The sequence below is a fragment of the Serratia sp. FDAARGOS_506 genome (assembly GCF_003812745.1).
Classification (GTDB): Bacteria; Pseudomonadota; Gammaproteobacteria; order Enterobacterales; family Enterobacteriaceae; genus Serratia.
Map to the genome: position 1 here is coordinate 2602943 of NZ_CP033831.1, position 17688 is coordinate 2620630.

The window sequence follows — 17688 nt, forward strand, 5'->3', positions numbered from 1 at the left end:
CTCACCTCTTATAAACTTTTAGACAGCATTTTCCGATGCGTGTGGATCGACATGATGATACCGAAACCGGCCATCAACACTATCAGCGCCGAACCCCCGTAACTGACCAGAGGCAAAGGTACGCCAACTACCGGCAAAATGCCACTGACCATACCGATGTTAACAAAGACATAAACGAACAAAATCAGCATCAAGCCGCCGACCATCACGCGGCCGAAGGTGGTTTGCGCCTTGGCGGCGATCATCAGCCCGCGAATGATTACCAGCAGGTAGAGCGCCAGCAGCACCAACACCCCGATCAGCCCCAGCTCTTCGGCCAACACGGCGAAGATAAAGTCGGTATGGCGTTCCGGCAGGAACTCCAGCTGCGACTGGGTGCCGTGCAGCCAGCCCTTGCCGGACAGGCCGCCGGAGCCGATGGCGATCTTCGACTGAATGATGTGGTAGCCGGCGCCGAGCGGATCGCTTTCCGGATCGAGCAGCATCATCACGCGGTCGCGTTGATAACCGTGCATCAGGAAGAACCACAGCACCGGGATAAAGGCCGCCAGCGCGACGGCGGCAACGGCGATCAGTTTCCAGCTCATGCCCGACAGGAATAGCACGAACAGGCCGGAGGCGGCGATCAGGATCGAGGTGCCCAGATCCGGCTGCGCGGCCACCAGCAGCGTCGGCAGGAAGATCAGTACCAGGGCGATGGCGGTGTTTTTCAGCGAAGGCGGGCAGACGTCGCGGTTCATAAAGCGCGCCACCATCAGCGGGACGGCGATCTTGGCGATTTCCGACGGCTGGAAGCGCACCACGCCGAGATCCAGCCAGCGTTGCGCGCCTTTGCTGATCTGCCCGAAGGCGTCCACCAGGATCAGCAAAATCACGCAGAAGATATACAGATAGGGCGCCCAGCTTTCGTATACGCGCGGCGGAATTTGCGCCATGACGGCCATCACGATCAGCCCCATGACGATCTGCCCGATCTTGCGTTCCATCATGCCGATGTCCTGGCCGCTGGCGCTCCACATCACGAAGGCGCTGTAGACCAGCAGGGCCAGGATCAGCAGCAGGAACGTCGGGTCGATGTGGATTTTGGTCCAGATCGAGCCTTTTTGTTGGCTTTCAGTCATGTTCTACCTTAGTCACCTTCTACGCCAGGCGGCAGCGGGGCCTCGCTTGGCAATTGCGTATTGTTGTCGCCCAGCAGAATATGGTCGAGGATCTGGCGGGTAATGGTGCCCACCGCCGGACCGGAGCCGCCGTTTTCCAGAATGATGGCGACCGACACCGTCGGGTTGTTGAACGGCGCGAAGGCGGTCATCAGTTTGTGATCGCGCAGGTGCTCCGCCAGTTTGTGGGCGTTGTAGGTTTCGTAGCCGAATACCTGTGCGGTACCCGATTTCGCCGCGGCTTTGTAAGGTGCGTCCGCAAAGTACTTGCGCGCCGTCCCGTTCGGACGGTTGGCCACCCCGTACATGCCGTCTTTGGCGATTTCCCAGAAGCCGGAGTGAATATCGCCGATCTGCGTGTCTTCTTCCTGTTTGAACGGCACCAGCGCGCCGTTGACGCGGGTGCTCTGCAGCAGGTGCGGCGTTTTGACGTTACCGTCGTTGATCAGGGTGTTCAGCGCCTTGGCCATCTGGATCGGCGTGGCAGTCCAGTAACCCTGGCCGATGCCCACCGGAATGGTGTCGCCCTGATACCACGGCTTTTTATAGCGCTTCAGCTTCCACTCGCGCGTCGGCATCAGGCCGGAGCGCTCTTCGGACAGATCGATGCCGGTGTATTGGCCATAACCGAATTTGGTCAGCCAGCTCGACAGCCGATCGATCCCCATGTCATAGGCGACCTGATAGAAGTAGGTATCCGCGGACTCTTCCAGCGCTTTGGTGACGTTCAGGCGGCCGTGGCCCCATTTTTTCCAGTCGCGGAAGCGTTTTTCCGAGCCGGGCAGCTGCCACCAGCCAGGATCGAACACCACGGTATTCTTGGTGATCACCCCGGCGCTGAGCGCCGACACCGCGATATAAGGTTTCACCGTCGACGCGGGCGGGTAAACCCCTTGCGTGGCGCGGTTGATCAGCGGGCGATTCGGATCGTTCAGCAGACCCTGATAGTCTTTGCTGGAAATGCCGTCCACGAACAGGTTTGGATCGTAGCTCGGGTTGGACACCATCGCCAGGATGGCGCCGGTGCGCGGATCGCTCACCACCACCGCGGCGCGGCTGCCGACCAGCAGCTGTTCGATATAGCGCTGCAGGTTGAGATCGAGCGTCAGGTAGACGTCCTGACCGGCGGAAGGCGGCTGCTCGTGCAATTGGCGGATCACCCGGCCGCGGTTGTTGACCTCGACCTCTTCGTAGCCGGTTTTGCCGTGCAGCGTGTCTTCGTAATAGCGTTCGATGCCCAGTTTGCCGATATCGTGGGTGGCGGCGTAGTTGGCCAACTTGCCGTCTTTGTCCAGGCGTTCGACGTCGCGGTCGTTGATCTTCGACACGTAGCCGGTGACGTGGGTGAGGGCGGAACCGTAAGGGTAGTAGCGGCGCTGGTAGCCTTTCACTTCCACGCCGGGGAAGCGGAACTGATTGACCGCAAAGCGGGCGACCTGCACTTCGGTCAGCGCGGTCTTCACCGGAATGGAAACGAAACGGCGCGAACGCTTGCGCTCTTTTTCGAAATTGGTGATGTCGTCGTCGGTCAGGTCGACCACCGTGCGCAGCGCCTGCAGCGTGGCCTTGAGATCGTCAACCTTCTCCGGCATCAGCTCCAGCTGATAAATGGTGCGGTTGAGCGCCAGCGGGGTGCCGTTGCGATCGTAGATAATGCCGCGGCTGGGCGCGATAGGCACCAGCTTGATGCGGTTTTCGTTGGAGCGGGTGCGGTAATCCTCGACGCGGACCACTTGCAGATTATACAGGTTGGCGATCAGGATGCCGGTCAGCACCAGGATGACCAAGAACGCCACCAGGGCGCGGCGTACAAACAGGGCGGATTCAGCCGTATAGTCGCGAAAAGGGTTACGTTCTATTTTCATCCCGCTGCTTTATTTCACTCTGTCACGGTCACCACCGGCTATTCCCGGTGGTAAGGATGATTTGTAGTAATACTCCAGGCGCGGTAGAGGCTTTCGGCCACCAGGACGCGCACCAAAGGATGCGGCAATGTCAACGGAGAAAGTGACCAGCTCTGCTCGGCAGCGGCTTTGCAAGCGGGCGCCAACCCTTCCGGGCCCCCGATCAGCAAGCTGACGTTACGGCCATCCTGCTTCCAGCGCTCAAGCTGCTGCGCCAGCTGCGGCGTTTCCCACGGCGTGCCTGGGATATCCAGCGTAACGATGCGGTTGCCTTTGCCCACCGCCGCCAGCATCTGCTCGCCTTCCTTGTCCAGAATGCGCTTGATGTCGGCGTTTTTGCCGCGTTTGCCCGCCGGGATCTCGGTCAGCTCAAACGGCATATCTTTGGGAAAGCGGTGCAGGTAATCCATAAAGCCGGTTTGCACCCAGTCTGGCATTTTGGTGCCGACCGCCACCAATTGCAGTTTCACCGCTTAGCTCCAGAGTTTTTCCAGCTCGTACAGGCGACGGCTTTCTTCCTGCATCACGTGCACGATCACTTCGCCCAGATCGACCACGATCCAGTCCGAGGCTTCCTGGCCTTTCATGCCGAACAGCTCCATGCCTGCGGCACGAGATTCCTGCACGACGTGGCTGGCGATCGACATCACGTGGCGAGTCGAAGTGCCGGTGCAGATGATCATGCAATCGGTGATGCTGGATTTGCCCTGGACGTCCAGAGCGATAATGTCTTGGCCTTTCAGATCATCGATTTTATCGATGACGAAATCTTGGAGCGCTTTACCTTGCAAAGGTTCCCCCTCGGGTGTGTTCTGTTCAGTCGGCTGCGGCGGGCAAAATGCGCGCGCCGCGGCGTAACCGGATAATGGTTTCGGCAGGCTGCCGCTGAAAGCCAGCTAACTGGTGACTGCCCGGCCAGCTAAGGTTTCCGGGGTTTTCAGCGGATACCTGAAAAATAGCGGCGCAGTATATCACGCACCTTTCGCTAGCGATATAAACCCTGCAACTCGATATAGCGCTGCACCGGGCGTGGCAGCAGGTCGTCGCAGTTGAGGCCCTGATGGCGGCGCTGGCGGATCTCGGTGGCGGAAATTTCCAGCTCCGGCGTATCGGCCAAATAGATATGGCCGTGCGGGCGACGGCTGAGCAATGCCGGGTCGGCGGTGCGATGGTGTTCCAGCCACTGCTGCAGTTCTGGCGTGTCCATGCGATCGTTATAGCCCGGGCGCGCCAGCACCAGCAGATGGCAGACGTCCAACAGCGCCTGCCAGCGATGCCACTTATGCAGCGTCAGCAGCGAGTCCTGGCCAATAATAAACGCCAGCGGCTGCGCGGCGCCACGCTCTTTACGAATCGTTTCCAACGTCTCGATGGTGTAGGAGGGAGTGGTGCGGTGCAGTTCGCGATCGTCGACCGCAAACAGCGGATTGCCGGCGATCGCCAGCTCGACCATTTTCAGGCGCTGCTGCGCATTGGCCTCCGGCTGCGGGCGGTGCGGCGGCACGTGGTTAGGCAGCAGCGTAACGCGATTCAGGCCCACTTCGGTAGCCAACGCTTCCACCGGCCGCAGGTGGCCGTAGTGGATCGGGTCAAAGGTGCCGCCGAACAGCGCGTGCAAAACGGTGGGGTGTTCCGGATTAGTGGGCATCGGTAAAACTCGTGGCCAAGGGTTTGCCGCACAGCAGCATCGACAGGGTTTCCAGTTCCGGCCAGACCGACTGGCCATAATCCTGTTTGAGGGTCAGCTCGATTTGCGTCAGCAGCTGTACCGCCTGTTGCAGCTGGGGGCCGGAGAGACGTTGCAGCGCCTGGGTCACCAGCGGGCGGCGGTTCTGCCAAACCTTGTGTTGATCGAACAGCGTGCGCAGCGGCGCGGAAGCCATGCGGCGCTGCAGCGTCAGCAGCAGCAGCAGTTCGCGTTGCAGAGTGCGCAGCAGGATCACTGGCTCCACGTCTTCTTGCTGCAGCTGCTGCAAGATATGCCAGGCGCGCTTGCTCTTGCCGGCCAGCAGGGCATCCAGCCAGTGGAACGGTGTGAAGTGGGCGGCGTCGTTCACTGCCTGTTCGACGCGCGGCAACGTGAGCTTGCCGTCCGGGTGCAGCAGCGACAGCCGCTCCAACGCCTGCGAGAGCGCCAGCAGATTGCCTTCGTAGCAGTAGCACAGCAGCTGATTGGCGGCGTCGTCCAACTCCAGCTTCATCGCCTTGGCGCGCGTGGCGACCCAGCGCGGCAGCTGTGTCTGTTCCGGCGTCTGGCAACTGACGAGGGCGCCGTGCGGGCTGAGCGCCTTGAACCAGGCGCTGTTTTCCTGCGCTTTGGTGAGGCGTGGGCCGCGCAGGATCAGCAGAATATCCTCGTGCAGCAGCGTGGCGAGCTTGGCCAGCTGTTCGCCGATCGGCGCCGTCGGGCCGTTTTCCGGGAAGATCAGCAACAGTGTCTGGCGGCTGGCGAACAGGCTCATCGCCTGGCAGATGCCGAAGATGGCGTCCCAGTCGGTATGGGCGTCGAGGGAAATGCTGTAGTGCTCGCTGAACTGCTGCTGTTGCGCGGCCTGCCGGAGCAAATCCTGGCTCTCCTGCAGCAGCAGCGGTTCATTGCCGCTCAATAAATAACAAGCGCGCAGCCCCTCTCGGAGCTGCGCGGCAAGTTGTTCCGGGTAAATGCGGATCATTGTGCGGTTTGGCTTGCCGCTCGTTCACCGGCGGCAGCGGCTTTCTGCCGGTTCTCTTCTTCCGCCGCATGCACGGTCAGCAGTTTGCGCACCAGTTGTTGCGCCGCCTGCTCACGCATTTCCTGGCGAATGATCTCCTGTTCGGAGTCCTTGGCCAGCGCGGTCAGCGGGTTGTCGAAGAAGGAACGGAACACTTTCACCGACAGCGGATACAGGTCATGGCCCGGGAGCAGCACCTGTGCCTGCACGGTCAGCACCAGCTGGTACTCGGCGGTTTTACCGTCCTGGAAGATCGAAGCGGTATCCTGGCTTTCCGTCGCGCCGACGATGCGCAGGGAAGGCACGTCTTTACGCTTCGGATCGCTGACGATAGTCACATCGTTCAGACGCAGCTGCTCACGCACCGCGCGCGTCAACGGGCCGTAAGGATCCGAACTGTCCAGGATCAGCGTTTTCATTTCATTCGGCACCTGCGTGGTGCCACGCAGGTGAAAACCGCAGCCGGCGGTGACCAGCACCGCCAACCCCAGCAACAGCGTCAGAATACGTTGTCGCACAACTCCTCCTTGTGTTAACCCACAACCAGGTTAAGCAGTTTGCCCGGAACGTAGATCACTTTGCGAATCGTGACGCCGTCCAGATATTTAGCCACCAGATGCTCTTCGGCAGCGCGCGCGCGCACTTGCTCTTCGGTCGCATCGGCAGATACGGTGATTTTAGCGCGAACCTTGCCGTTTACCTGCACCACCACCAGCTTGGAGTCTTCGACCATCGCCTGCTCGTCGGCAACCGGCCATGGCGCGGTGTCCACGTCGCCTTCGCCGCCCAGTGCCTGCCACAGGGTGAAGCACACGTGCGGGGTGAACGGATACAGCATGCGAACCACGGCCAGCAGCGCTTCTTGCAGCAGCGCGCGATCCTGCTCGCTCTCTTGCGGCGCGCGGGCCAGCTTGTTCATCAGCTCCATCACGGCGGCGATCGCGGTGTTGAAGGTCTGGCGGCGGCCGATATCGTCGGTTACCTTGGCGATGGTTTTGTGCAGATCGCGGCGCAGCGCTTTCTGATCTTCGTTCAGCGCCGCCACGTCCAGCGGTTGCACCGCGCCTTTTTCCACGTGATCGTAGGCCAGTTTCCACACGCGTTTCAGGAAGCGGTTAGCCCCTTCCACGCCGGATTCCTGCCACTCCAGCGTCATTTCTGCCGGCGAAGCGAACATCATGAACAGACGCACGGTGTCCGCGCCGTATTTTTCCACCATCTCCTGCGGGTCAATGCCGTTATTTTTCGACTTCGACATTTTGCTCATGCCAGCATAGACCAGTTCACGGCCTTGCGGATCGGTGGCCTTGATGATGCGGCCCTTGTCGTCGCGCTCGACGGTGGCATCAACCGGAGATACCCAGACGCGCTCGCCGCTGTTGCCGGTGTAGTAGAAGGCGTCGGCCAGCACCATACCCTGACACAGCAGGCGCTTGGCCGGCTCGTCGGAATCCACCAGGCCGGCATCGCGCATCAGCTTGTGGAAGAAGCGGAAATACATCAGGTGCATGATGGCGTGCTCGATGCCGCCGATATATTGATCGACCGGCAGCCAGTAGTTGGCGGCGGCCGGATCCAGCATGCCTTGGTCATACTGCGGGCAGGTGTAGCGCGCGTAGTACCAGGAAGACTCCATGAAGGTGTCGAAGGTGTCGGTTTCACGCAGCGCCGGCTGGCCGTTGACGGTGGTCTTCGCCCACTCAGGATCGGCCTTGATCGGGCTGGTGATGCCGTCCATGACCACGTCTTCCGGCAGGATCACCGGCAGTTGGTCTTCCGGCGTCGGCATTACGGTGCCGTCTTCCAGCGTCACCATCGGGATTGGCGCGCCCCAGTAACGCTGACGGGAGACGCCCCAGTCACGCAGACGGTAGTTGACCTTGCGCTGGCCCACGCCCTTGGCGACCAGTTTGTCGGCGATGGCGTTGAAGCCCGCCTCATTATCCAACCCGTCGAATTCGCCGGAGTTGAACAGCGCGCCTTTGTCGGTCATCGCTTCGGCGCTCACGTCAGGCCGGCTGCCGTCGAGGTTCAGGATCACCGGTTTGATCGGCAAATCGTATTTGGTGGCGAATTCCCAGTCGCGCTGGTCGTGCGCCGGTACCGCCATCACGGCGCCGGTGCCGTATTCCATCAGTACGAAGTTGGCGACCCACACCGGCAGCTTTTCGCCGCTCAGCGGATGGACAACGAACAGGCCGGTCGGCATGCCTTTCTTCTCCATCGTCGCCATTTCGGCTTCGGCCACTTTGGTGTTGCGGCATTCGTCGATGAAGTCGGTCAGCGCCGGGTTGTTGCGCGCGCCCTGTTGCGCCAGCGGGTGGCCCGCGGCGACCGCCACGTAGGTGGCGCCCATGAAGGTGTCGGGACGGGTGGTGTAAACCGTCAGCTTCTCTTCGCTGCCAGCCACGTCGAAGGTGATTTCCACGCCTTCGGAGCGGCCAATCCAGTTGCGCTGCATGGTTTTCACCTGCTCCGGCCAGCTTTCCAGCGTGTCCAGATCGTTCAGCAGCTGATCGGCGTAGGCAGTGATTTTGATGAACCACTGCGGGATCTCTTTACGCTCGACCTTGGTGTCGCAGCGCCAGCAGCAGCCGTCGATAACCTGTTCGTTGGCCAGCACGGTCAGATCGTGCGGGCACCAGTTCACCGCCGAGGTCTTTTTGTAGACCAGGCCTTTTTCATACAGCTTGGTGAAGAACCACTGTTCCCAGCGGTAGTATTCCGGCTGGCAGGTGGCGATTTCGCGATCCCAGTCGTAGCCGAAGCCCAGCAGTTTCAGCTGGTTCTTCATGTATTCGATGTTGTCGTAGGTCCACGGGGCCGGTGCAGTGTTGTTTTTCACCGCCGCGCCTTCCGCCGGCAGGCCGAACGCATCCCAGCCGATCGGCTGCAATACGTTTTTGCCCAGCATGCGCTGATAGCGAGAGATCACGTCGCCGATAGTGTAGTTACGAACGTGGCCCATGTGCAGTCGGCCGGACGGGTAAGGCAGCATGGATAGGCAGTAGTACTTTTCCTTGCTGTCGTCTTCGGTAACTTTGAAAGTCTGCTTCTCTTGCCAGTGAAGCTGTACGTTCGATTCTATGTCTTCTGGACGGTATTGCTCTTGCATGGCGGCCGGTGGTCCTGTAGGTGTAAACCGTTGCCCCGGTTATTAGAGGCAACGCAATGAACATTTAGTATTCGTAGATCCGCATAGCATAGCTGATAAGACCTCCCGGCAACAACTCCAAGCGCCCGACTCGACGCATTTAAAAAAAACGCCGCCATGACGCGGCTCACAACCTGCTGATCCCGCATCTTGCCAAGTGACATCAGTCATTTACGGCTAAAATAAGAACAAGTAGCTTAGGGGTATCCCTACAGCCAAGTCCGGCGCAGCGTTTATCGAGGAGAGTCTATGAACAAGGTTGCTCAGTATTACCGCGAATTGGTGGCATCGCTCACCGAACGTCTGAAAAACGGTGAACGCGATATCGACGAACTGGTGGCCAGCGCCGAGCGGCAGCTGAACGAGGCCGAAGATCTGACCCGCGATGAGGTTCGGCAGGTAACGCAGGCTGTGCGGCGCGATCTGGAAGAATTCGCTCGCAGCTACCAGGAGAGCCGTGACGAGTTTAGCGATAGCGTGTTTATGCGGGTGATCAAAGAGAGCCTATGGCAGGAGCTGGCGGATATCACCGACAAAACCCAGTTGGAGTGGCGTGAGGTGTTCAAGGATGTCAGCCACCACGGCGTTTACCACAGCGGTGAAGTGGTGGGGCTGGGCAATCTGGTGTGCGAGCAGTGTCACTATCATCTGGCGTTCTACACGCCGGAGGTGCTGCCGCTCTGCCCGAAATGCGGTCACGATCAGTTCCAGCGTCGGCCGTTTGAACCTTGATGACGTTCCCCGCCATGGCGGGGAACGCTAAGGCCGGCGTTTAACGGAACAGTTTCTTCAGCAGGTTGCTCAGGAAACCGCCGCTGATGGCTGCCGGGGCGGCTTCCGCCTGCGCCGGCGCGCTGGCCGGTACGGCGACGCCGGCCGGGATTTTCTTCGCGACCGCGATACGGCTGTCCTGAGCGGCTTTCTCCGCCGCTTCCGGGCCGTAGGCGAAGCCTTCCGCCAGCACGAACTCAACGTCGGTGATGCCGATAAAGCCCAGGAACAGCTTCACGTACGGCGTGATCAGATCCGTCGGCGTGTCGGCGTGGATGCCGCCGCGGCTGGAGATGACGATCGCTTTCTTGCCCGTCACCAGCCCTTCGGCGCCGGCGGAGGTATAGCGGAACGTCTGGCCGGCGCGGGCGATCAGATCGAAATAGATCTTTAGCTGCGTCGGGATGTTGAAGTTGTACATCGGGGCGCTGATGATCAGCGTATCGTGCGACTTCAGCTCGGCAATCAGCTCATCGGACAGCGCCAAGGTGCTTTGCTGGTGCGGCGTCAGCGGTTTTTCGCCGGCGGTAAAACCGGCCATCACTTCGCCATCCAGCTCCGGCAGGGTCGGGTTGGCCAAATCGCGCACGGTGAACGTGTCTTCAGGGTGAGTTTCACGCCATTGTTCAACAAAAAAATCGACTAATTTTCCAGACTGGGAATATTCACCCAGAATGCTTGATTTCAGGACCAGTACGCGGCTCATTGGCTTATCTCCAGGCGAAGTCTAATCGGTAACGATGTCAGTCGGTGTAAACGCATGGTAGAGGCAAGCCAGGCACAGTGATAGCGCAAAAATTCGCTGAGTTAAATCAAAAAACTTGAATGAGGGGCGCGAGCGCGCCCCGATGGGATCAATAACGCGCTACGCGCTCGACCAGCAGATCGATAAAGCCTTCGCGATTGATGCCGGTCAGCACTTCCACGTTGGCCGCGTTGCCGGTTTGCTGGAAATAGTCCACCACCGTCATGCCGACGGTGTATTCCCCTTTGGTTTCCACCCCCACCCAGCGCTCTATGCCGGTAAACAACTGCGGCGCCAGCAGCCAGGCGATGGTGCAGGGATCGTGCATCGCCGCGCCGGGCAGGCCGCGTGGATGGCTGAGGTACAGCGGCAGGTAAAAATCGAGCATCTCCGCGACCGCCTGCGCGACCGGATTGTCTATCTGACGAATGCGCTCGATATCCTGCGGCAACACCAGCGCCTGATGGGTGACGTTCAGCCCGGCCATGGTCAGCGGCACGCCGGATTTCAGCACCATTTCGGCGGCTTCGGGATCGACGAAGATGTTGAACTCTGCGACCGGCGTGGTATTGCCGGCGTTCATGCCGCCGCCCATAAATACGATGCGCTCGATGCGGCTTTTCAGCTCGGCATGCTGGGCCAGCAGCAGGGCGATGTTAGTCATCGGGCCGGTGACAACCAGGGTCATCGGCAGCGGGCTGGCGCGCAGCAGGTCGGCGATAAGCTCGACGGCGCCGCGGGGATCGGGTTTGATGGTCGGCGTCGGCAGGTGGGTGTTGCCCATGCCGGTTTTGCCGTGGACATAGTCGGCGATCACCAGTTCGCGCATCAGCGGGCCGCCGGCGCCGGCGGCGACCGGAATGTCCTCGCGCTGCATCAGGGTCAACAGGCCCAGCGCGTTATGCAGGGTTTTCTCCGGCGTCTGGTTGCCGGCGGAGGTGGTGATGGCTTTGACGTCCAGCTCCGGCGAACGCAGCGCCATGGCCAGCGCGATGGCGTCGTCGAGGCCGGGATCGCAATCGATGATAATAGGGCGGGGCATGTTCTTTCTCCTCTGTTTGTTATCCAGCGAGCATCGGATCAAAACCGGGGAGAAACAAGCGCTTTTAGTGCCGGGAGAGAGGATGCGCCCCTGACGGGGCGCATGGATGGCGTATTTAGTGCAGGATCTTGGCCAGGAAGTCCTTGGCGCGCTCGGACTCGGGGTTGTTGAAGAAATCGTCTTTGTTGCGGTCTTCGACGATTTTGCCTTCGTCCATAAAGATCACCCGATTCGCCACCTTGCGGGCGAAGCCCATTTCGTGGGTCACCACCATCATGGTCATGCCTTCGTTCGCCAACTCGACCATCACGTCCAGCACTTCGTTGATCATTTCAGGATCGAGCGCCGAAGTTGGTTCATCGAACAGCATGGCGATAGGATCCATGCACAGCGCGCGGGCGATGGCGACGCGCTGCTGCTGGCCGCCGGACAGCTGACCGGGGAACTTGTTGGCATGGGCGGAGAGGCCGACGCGTTCCAGCAGCTTCAGGCCCTTCTCGCGCGAGGCGCTCTTGTCGCGCTTGAGCACTTTCACCTGCGCCAGCGTCAGGTTGTCGATGATAGACAGGTGCGGGAACAGCTCGAAGTGTTGGAACACCATGCCGACCTTGGCACGCAGCTGCGCCAGGTTGGTTTTCTTGTCGTTGACCGGCGTGCCGTTCACCAGGATGTCGCCCTGCTGGATTGGCTCGAGGCCGTTGACGGTTTTGATCAGGGTGGACTTGCCGGAACCTGAAGGACCGCAGACGACGACCACTTCGCCTTTTTTCACTTCGGTGGTGCAATCGGTCAACACCTGAAAGTGACCGTACCACTTAGAAACATTTTTCAGGGATATCATCAAACAGTCCTTTTCTTCAAATAGCTTACCAGCGCCGAGGCGGCGAGGCTGATAACAAAATAGACAAAGCCGGCGAACAGGATCATTTCAACCTGGGTACCGTCGCGTTCGCCGATGGTCGACGCGGTGCGGAAGAAGTCGGCCAGGCTCAGTACGTACACCAGCGAGGTATCCTGGAACAGTACGATGCCCTGGGTCAGCAGCAGCGGCACCATGGCGCGGAATGCCTGCGGCAGGATCACCAGCCGCATGGATTGCCAATGGGTCATGCCCAGCGCCAGCGCGGCGGAGGATTGGCCGCGTGAGATGCTGATAATGCCGGCACGGATGATTTCCGAGTAATAGGCCGCTTCAAACAGGGAAAAGGCTACCATAGCCGAGATCAGGCGAATATCGGTTTTCGGCGATAACCCTAGAACCTGTTGTAATAAGCTTGGAACCACCAGATAGAACCACAGCAGCACCATCACCAGCGGCACCGAGCGGAACAGGTTGACGTACAGGGTGGCGAACCAGCTGATCGGCTTGAACGGCGACAGACGCATCACCGCCAGCACGGTACCCCACAGAATGCCGACCACGATGGCGGTCACGGTGATCTTCAGCGTGATCGCCATGCCCTGCAGCAGAAACGGGAAGCTTGGGACGATCGACGCCCAGTCAAATTCGTACATTATTTACTCCCCAGGTTGCCAGGCAACTGCACTTTCTTTTCGACCAGACGCATAAACAGCATGATAACGGCGTTGATGCCGATATAAGCCAGCGTGATGGCGGTAAAGGATTCATAGGCGTGTGCGGAGTAATCCAACAGCTTGCCGGCCTGCGCAGCCATATCCACCAGCCCGATGGTGGAGGCAATGGCGGAGTTTTTGACCAGGTTGAGCATTTCCGAAGTCATCGGCGGCACGATCACCCGGTAGGCGTTCGGCAGCAGCACGTAGCGGTAGGTTTGCGGCAGCGTCAGGCCCATCGCCAGCCCGGCGGCTTTCTGGCCGCGCGGCAGGGACTGAATGGCGGCGCGCACCTGCTCGCATACACGGGCGGCGGTAAACAGCCCCAGGCAGAGCATGGAGGAGACGAAGAACTGTACGTTGGGATCCAGCTCGCTTTTAAACCAGGTGCCGATATTGGCCGGCAACAGCTCGGGGATCACCAGATACCAGGTAAAGAATTGCACGATCAGCGGCACATTGCGGAACAGTTCGACGTAACAGGTGCCGAGGGCGGAAAGAAAGCGGTTGGGCACGGTACGCAAGATACCGAACAGTGAACCGACGAAGAAAGCGATAATCCATGCACAGACGGAGAGGGCCACCGTGACCTGAAAGCCGGACCAGATCCAGCCGAGGTAAGTGGTGTTCCCAAACGGGGCCTGCTGCAGGAAGATACCCCAGTTCCAATCTATTGACATAACAAACTCCGGTAAACGGGCGCAGAGCGCCGAAGATTGATGACTTGATGAGCGCCGATCGCCGCGCGGCCAGTCTGGCTGGCTTGTTGTATGCGAAGATCGGTGATGCGCGTTGGGGAAAATGAGGGAGGGGAACGGCCCCCCTCATACCTGTCTGTCCCAGTCATCAACTGAGCCGGTTTGGCCTGTGGCCGCCCCGGCTCTTGTTCTATTTAGTTCAACGCTTTGTCGTTAGGCTCTTTGAACAGCTGTTTCATGTCGTCCGACAGATCGAAGTTCATATTGAGGTTTTTCGGCGGAATAGGCTGCTTGAACCATTTATCAAACCACTTGGCCGCTTCGCCGGAGGTTTGCGCCTGAGCGATGGTGTCATCGACCAGCTTTTTGAATTCAGGATCGTCTTTACGCAGCATGCAGCCGTAGGCTTCTTTCGACTGCGGCGTGCCGATGATTTCCCACTGATCCGGTTTTTTGGCCTTGGCGCGCTCGCCCGCCAGCAGGGCGTCATCCATCATGAAGGCCACCGCGCGGCCGCTTTCCAGGGTACGGAAGGAGTCGCCGTGGTCTTTGGCGCTGATGATGCGCATGTTCATCTTGTCGCTGTCGTTCAGCTTGTTCAGCAGCACTTCGGAGGTGGTGCCGGAGGTGACCACGACCGGTTTGCCGGCCAGGTCCTTAAAGTCTTTGATGTCGGAGCCTTTCTTCACCAGCAGGCGGGTGCCGACCACGAAGATGGTGTCGGAGAAGGCGGCCTGCTTTTGGCGCTCGAGGTTATTGGTGGTGGAGCCGCATTCGAAGTCATAGGTGCCGTTTTGCAGCAGCGGGATGCGGTTCTGCGAGGTAATCGGCAGCAATTTCACCTGCAGATTCGGTGCATTAAGCTTTTTCTTAACAGCCTCAACGATTTGGTTGGAATAGTCCTGAGAGTAGCCCACAACTTTTTGTTGGTTGTCGTAGTAGGAAAAGGGCACTGACGATTCGCGGTGGCCGACAACGATCACGCCATTGTCTTTGATTTTCTTCAGCGTACCGGACAGGTCTTCCGCATGCGCCACGCTACCTGCCATACCGAGCAGCAGTAACGATAACGCCAATTTACGCATTTGCATGGTCCAACTCCTTTGCTGTTGTGGTGGCTCTGACTAAAGAGCGTCAGGTTAAACCGACTATTTATTGCTCAAGTTATAAAGATAGTCTTAGAACGGATAGCCGTTAAAAAATAACCGATTGTGAATACCTTGAAACTAAAATGTTTCATTTTTTGAGACGCCGCGCGCACCAAATCAATGCAACGAAATCCTGACGCACCTGCGCGGTGCGCTCAATGCACCCAAAATGTGCGCAGGTGCGACAAAACGTCAGCAAAAGTAAATCGGCGCGCGATGTCACCATAGATAAAGCAAGGAGTGTGCCAGCCGCGTTGATTTAACGGCGTTTTCTGACCGAGATGGGGATGTGGAACAGAACGCGGGGCGCGGCGGGCGCGCCCCGGCAAAGAGGACTATTTGCGGCGCAGGCCCAACATCAGCGCCCAGCCGCCCAGCAACAGGGTTATTACCCACAGCGGCGTGGCGCCGAAGCGCGCGTAAGGCGTGACGCCGGTGGTCGGCGTGACTTTCACTTCGAGCACCTTACGGGTGAACTGCGGGATCTCGGCGATCACCTCGCCGTTCGCATCCACCGCGGCGGTAACGCCGTTATTGGTGCTGCGCAGCAGCGGCCGGCCGAGCTCCAGCGCTCGCATGCGCGCCATCTGGAAGTGCTGCCACGGGCCGATGGAGTGACCGAACCAGGCGTCGTTGGAGATGGTCAGCAGGAAGTTGGTGTCCGGGCGGAAATTATCGCGCACCTGCTGACCCAGCACGATTTCGTAGCAGATGGCCGCCGTCAGGTTGTAGCCGCGTACGCTGAGCTGCGGCTGCACGTAGTCGCCGCGGCTGAAGGAGGACATAGGCAGATCGAAGAACGGCGCCAGCGGCCGCAGCAGCGTTTCCAGCGGCACGAACTCGCCGAACGGCACCAGGTGGTGCTTATTGTAGCGATCCTTGGCCGGGTAGCTGTACGGCGTCGGTTCGCCGAGCACGATGGCGCTGTTGTAGATTTGCTGGCCCTGTGGCGTGGCGCGCACGTCGACGATGCCGGTGATCAGGCTGCTGTTCTTCGCCCGCATCAGATCGTCCATCATGGTCAGGAAGCCGTTCTGGTTGGCTTCATAATCCGGGATGGCGGACTCCGGCCAGATGACGATCGGCGCTTTGCCCACGTATGGACGGGTTTCGTCCAGATAGGTTTGCAGCGTGCTGACCAGCGCTTTCGGATCCCATTTCATCGACTGGGCGATGTTGCCTTGCACCATGGCGACGTTCACCGCTTTCTCCGGCTGCGGAGTAAACCAATGCAGCTGGCGCAGCGGCCACGGCAACAGCAGCAGCGCGGCGGCGATGACCCCAGCCGACAGGCGGCGTTGATTGACGGCGTACACCAGCAGGCCGGCGATGGCCATCAGCAAAAAGGTGATGGCGTCGACGCCCAGCAGTGGCGCGATGCCTTTCAGTGGGCCATTAATCTGGCTGTAGCCGAACTGCAGCCACGGGAAGCCGGTCAGCACCCAGCCGCGCAGGAATTCGGTCACCTGCCACAGCGCCGGCGCGGCGATGGCCAGCCGCCACCAGCGCGTAGCCGGCCACAGGCGCGTCAGCAGCCCGGCGAACAGCCCGGTATACAGCGATAGGTAAGCGGCAAGCAGCACAACCAGGAAGACGTTGACGGCGAACGGCATGCCGCCGAAGTCGGCGATGCTGACATACACCCAGTTGATGCCGCTGCCGAACAGCCCGAAGCCCCAGACAAAGCCGAGCAGGGCAGACTGTTTGGTGGTGCGATTGAGGGTAACGGCCAGCAGGCCGAACAGGGAGACGATGGCCGCGGGCCAGAAATCGTAGGGTGAGAACGCCAGCGTCCCGCCGGCACCTGACAACAGCGCCAGCAGGGCGCGAACCCACTGGCGTTCAAGTAATGAGGCTTTAGCCATGTTGGATTTAATCTTCCAGTTTCGGTGGTGGAGAATCGTCCGGAATTTTTACATGAACCTGGATAATACGTCGACTGTCTGCCATGGCAACTTTAAATAGGTAACCTTCGATTTCAATGGTTTCCCCGCGCGCCGGCAGGTGGCCGAAGGCCTGCATCACCAGACCGCCGATGGTATCGACCTCGTCGTCGCTGAAATGGGTGCCGAAGGCTTCGTTAAAGTCTTCGATCGGGGCCAGCGCGCGCACGGTGTACATGTGGCGGCTGAGCTGGCGGATATCGAGATCGTCTTCGTCGTCGTATTCGTCTTCGATCTCGCCGACGATCAGTTCCAGAATATCTTCGATGGTGACCAGGCCGGATACGCCGCCGAATTCGTCAATGACAATCGCCATGTGATAGCGCTGGGAACGGAACTCTTTCAGCATCCGGTCGACGCGCTTGCTTTCCGGCACCACCACCGCGGTGCGCAGCACCTTGTCGATGCTGAACGGCTCGGAGTCTGCGCGCATGAACGGCAGCAGATCCTTGGCCATCAGGATGCCTTCGATGTGATCTTTGTCTTCGCTGATGACCGGGAAGCGCGAGTGGGCGGAGTCGATAATCACGTCCAGGCACTCTTCCAGCGTCTGGTTGCGCTTGAGCGTCACCATCTGGGAGCGGGGGATCATGATGTCGCGCACGCGCTGCTCTGCGATATCCATCACGCCTTCCAGCATGTCGCGGGTATCGGGATCGATCAGGTCGTTTTGTTCGGAATCACGGATCAGCTCGACCAGATCGCCACGGTTTTTGGGTTCGCCGTGGAACAGCTGGTTAAGGATAAGAGTAAAGAACCCCTTCTTGGGACTGGGGCTGTCATTGCTTTGGGAATGGTCGTCGCTCATGGCGTTTTCGTTACTGTCACTCATGTCAG

The 17688-nt window shown here is 59.6% G+C and carries 17 protein-coding genes; 1 reads left to right on the forward strand and 16 read right to left on the reverse strand.

Features of this window, described 5'->3' with window-relative positions:
- Positions 1–8 precede the first annotated feature (8 nt).
- The 8 genes from mrdB to leuS all read right to left on the reverse strand — a co-directional run bounded on the left by mrdB (position 9) and on the right by leuS (position 8890).
- On the reverse strand, positions 9–1121 hold the full coding sequence (gene mrdB, locus EGY12_RS12630; RefSeq protein ID WP_004940006.1) for a peptidoglycan glycosyltransferase MrdB: 1113 nt from the start codon (positions 1119–1121) through the stop codon (positions 9–11).
- A gap of 8 nt (positions 1122–1129) precedes the next feature.
- Positions 1130–3025 carry a peptidoglycan DD-transpeptidase MrdA gene (gene mrdA / locus EGY12_RS12635; RefSeq protein WP_123893899.1) on the reverse strand — a complete coding sequence of 632 codons (1896 nt, stop codon included), beginning with the start codon at positions 3023–3025 and terminating at the stop codon, positions 1130–1132.
- Positions 3026–3063: 38 nt separating this feature from the next.
- Positions 3064–3534 carry a 23S rRNA (pseudouridine(1915)-N(3))-methyltransferase RlmH gene (rlmH, locus tag EGY12_RS12640; RefSeq protein ID WP_004940002.1) on the reverse strand — a complete coding sequence of 157 codons (471 nt, stop codon included), beginning with the start codon at positions 3532–3534 and terminating at the stop codon, positions 3064–3066.
- A 3-nt stretch (positions 3535–3537) separates the two neighbouring features.
- Positions 3538–3855 (reverse strand): ribosome silencing factor, encoded by a 318-nt coding sequence (rsfS, locus tag EGY12_RS12645; protein WP_123893901.1) that lies wholly within the window; start codon positions 3853–3855, stop codon positions 3538–3540.
- 194 nt (positions 3856–4049) lie between these two features.
- Positions 4050–4712, reverse strand: coding sequence for a nicotinate-nucleotide adenylyltransferase (gene nadD, locus EGY12_RS12650; protein ID WP_123893903.1), 663 nt, complete (start codon positions 4710–4712; stop codon positions 4050–4052).
- Positions 4702–5736, reverse strand: a complete 1035-nt coding sequence (gene holA / locus EGY12_RS12655) for a DNA polymerase III subunit delta (RefSeq protein ID WP_123893905.1) — start codon at positions 5734–5736, stop codon at positions 4702–4704. Before holA ends, nadD begins: the two co-directional genes overlap by 11 nt.
- Positions 5733–6293, reverse strand: a complete 561-nt coding sequence (lptE, locus tag EGY12_RS12660; protein ID WP_123893907.1) for an LPS assembly lipoprotein LptE — start codon at positions 6291–6293, stop codon at positions 5733–5735. Before lptE ends, holA begins: the two co-directional genes overlap by 4 nt.
- Positions 6294–6307: 14 nt before the next feature.
- The gene (gene leuS, locus EGY12_RS12665; RefSeq protein ID WP_123893909.1) at positions 6308–8890 is read right to left on the reverse strand and encodes a leucine--tRNA ligase; all 2583 of its coding nucleotides are present in this window, start codon (positions 8888–8890) and stop codon (positions 6308–6310) included.
- Between the two features lie 288 nt (positions 8891–9178).
- Between leuS and EGY12_RS12670 the strand changes: the two genes are divergently transcribed.
- On the forward strand, positions 9179–9661 hold the full coding sequence (locus tag EGY12_RS12670; RefSeq protein WP_123893911.1) for a zinc ribbon-containing protein: 483 nt from the start codon (positions 9179–9181) through the stop codon (positions 9659–9661).
- A 40-nt stretch (positions 9662–9701) separates the two neighbouring features.
- Here EGY12_RS12670 and EGY12_RS12675 read toward each other — a convergent pair whose 3' ends face one another.
- From EGY12_RS12675 to corC, 8 genes are all read right to left on the reverse strand, one after another.
- Entirely contained in the window at positions 9702–10406 is a 705-nt protein-coding gene (locus EGY12_RS12675) for an FMN-dependent NADH-azoreductase (RefSeq protein WP_123893913.1), read from the reverse strand.
- 148 nt (positions 10407–10554) lie between these two features.
- Complete coding sequence (gene rihA / locus EGY12_RS12680; protein WP_123893915.1) at positions 10555–11487, reverse strand: pyrimidine-specific ribonucleoside hydrolase RihA; 933 nt, start codon at positions 11485–11487, stop codon at positions 10555–10557.
- Between the two features lie 115 nt (positions 11488–11602).
- Positions 11603–12328: an amino acid ABC transporter ATP-binding protein gene (locus tag EGY12_RS12685; RefSeq protein WP_123893917.1), complete on the reverse strand. Its 726-nt coding sequence runs from the start codon at positions 12326–12328 to the stop codon at positions 11603–11605.
- Entirely contained in the window at positions 12328–13002 is a 675-nt protein-coding gene (gene gltK, locus EGY12_RS12690) for a glutamate/aspartate ABC transporter permease GltK (protein WP_019454075.1), read from the reverse strand. Before gltK ends, EGY12_RS12685 begins: the two co-directional genes overlap by 1 nt.
- The gene (locus EGY12_RS12695) at positions 13002–13742 is read right to left on the reverse strand and encodes an amino acid ABC transporter permease (protein WP_019454074.1); all 741 of its coding nucleotides are present in this window, start codon (positions 13740–13742) and stop codon (positions 13002–13004) included. Before EGY12_RS12695 ends, gltK begins: the two co-directional genes overlap by 1 nt.
- A gap of 212 nt (positions 13743–13954) precedes the next feature.
- Complete coding sequence (locus tag EGY12_RS12700) at positions 13955–14851, reverse strand: amino acid ABC transporter substrate-binding protein (RefSeq protein ID WP_055311929.1); 897 nt, start codon at positions 14849–14851, stop codon at positions 13955–13957.
- A gap of 392 nt (positions 14852–15243) precedes the next feature.
- Positions 15244–16773, reverse strand: coding sequence for an apolipoprotein N-acyltransferase (gene lnt / locus EGY12_RS12705; RefSeq protein WP_123893919.1), 1530 nt, complete (start codon positions 16771–16773; stop codon positions 15244–15246).
- Between the two features lie 7 nt (positions 16774–16780).
- Complete coding sequence (gene corC / locus EGY12_RS12710) at positions 16781–17659, reverse strand: CNNM family magnesium/cobalt transport protein CorC (RefSeq protein WP_004939973.1); 879 nt, start codon at positions 17657–17659, stop codon at positions 16781–16783.
- Positions 17660–17688 lie beyond the last annotated feature (29 nt).

Excerpts from the sequence above, each read along its gene's own strand:
- lnt (WP_123893919.1), bottom strand. The coding sequence starts at position 16,773 with ATGGCTAAAGCCTCATTACTTGAACGCCAGTGGGTTCGCGCCCTGCTG.
- rihA (WP_123893915.1), bottom strand. The coding sequence starts at position 11,487 with ATGCCCCGCCCTATTATCATCGATTGCGATCCCGGCCTCGACGACGCC.
- EGY12_RS12675 (WP_123893913.1), bottom strand. The coding sequence starts at position 10,406 with ATGAGCCGCGTACTGGTCCTGAAATCAAGCATTCTGGGTGAATATTCC.
- EGY12_RS12670 (WP_123893911.1), top strand. The coding sequence starts at position 9,179 with ATGAACAAGGTTGCTCAGTATTACCGCGAATTGGTGGCATCGCTCACC.
- nadD (WP_123893903.1), bottom strand. The coding sequence starts at position 4,712 with ATGCCCACTAATCCGGAACACCCCACCGTTTTGCACGCGCTGTTCGGC.
- corC (WP_004939973.1), bottom strand. The coding sequence starts at position 17,659 with ATGAGCGACGACCATTCCCAAAGCAATGACAGCCCCAGTCCCAAGAAG.
- mrdB (WP_004940006.1), bottom strand. The coding sequence starts at position 1,121 with ATGACTGAAAGCCAACAAAAAGGCTCGATCTGGACCAAAATCCACATC.
- gltK (WP_019454075.1), bottom strand. The coding sequence starts at position 13,002 with ATGTACGAATTTGACTGGGCGTCGATCGTCCCAAGCTTCCCGTTTCTG.
- mrdA (WP_123893899.1), bottom strand. The coding sequence starts at position 3,025 with ATGAAAATAGAACGTAACCCTTTTCGCGACTATACGGCTGAATCCGCC.
- leuS (WP_123893909.1), bottom strand. The coding sequence starts at position 8,890 with ATGCAAGAGCAATACCGTCCAGAAGACATAGAATCGAACGTACAGCTT.
- EGY12_RS12695 (WP_019454074.1), bottom strand. The coding sequence starts at position 13,742 with ATGTCAATAGATTGGAACTGGGGTATCTTCCTGCAGCAGGCCCCGTTT.
- holA (WP_123893905.1), bottom strand. The coding sequence starts at position 5,736 with ATGATCCGCATTTACCCGGAACAACTTGCCGCGCAGCTCCGAGAGGGG.
- EGY12_RS12700 (WP_055311929.1), bottom strand. The coding sequence starts at position 14,851 with ATGCAAATGCGTAAATTGGCGTTATCGTTACTGCTGCTCGGTATGGCA.
- EGY12_RS12685 (WP_123893917.1), bottom strand. The coding sequence starts at position 12,328 with ATGATATCCCTGAAAAATGTTTCTAAGTGGTACGGTCACTTTCAGGTG.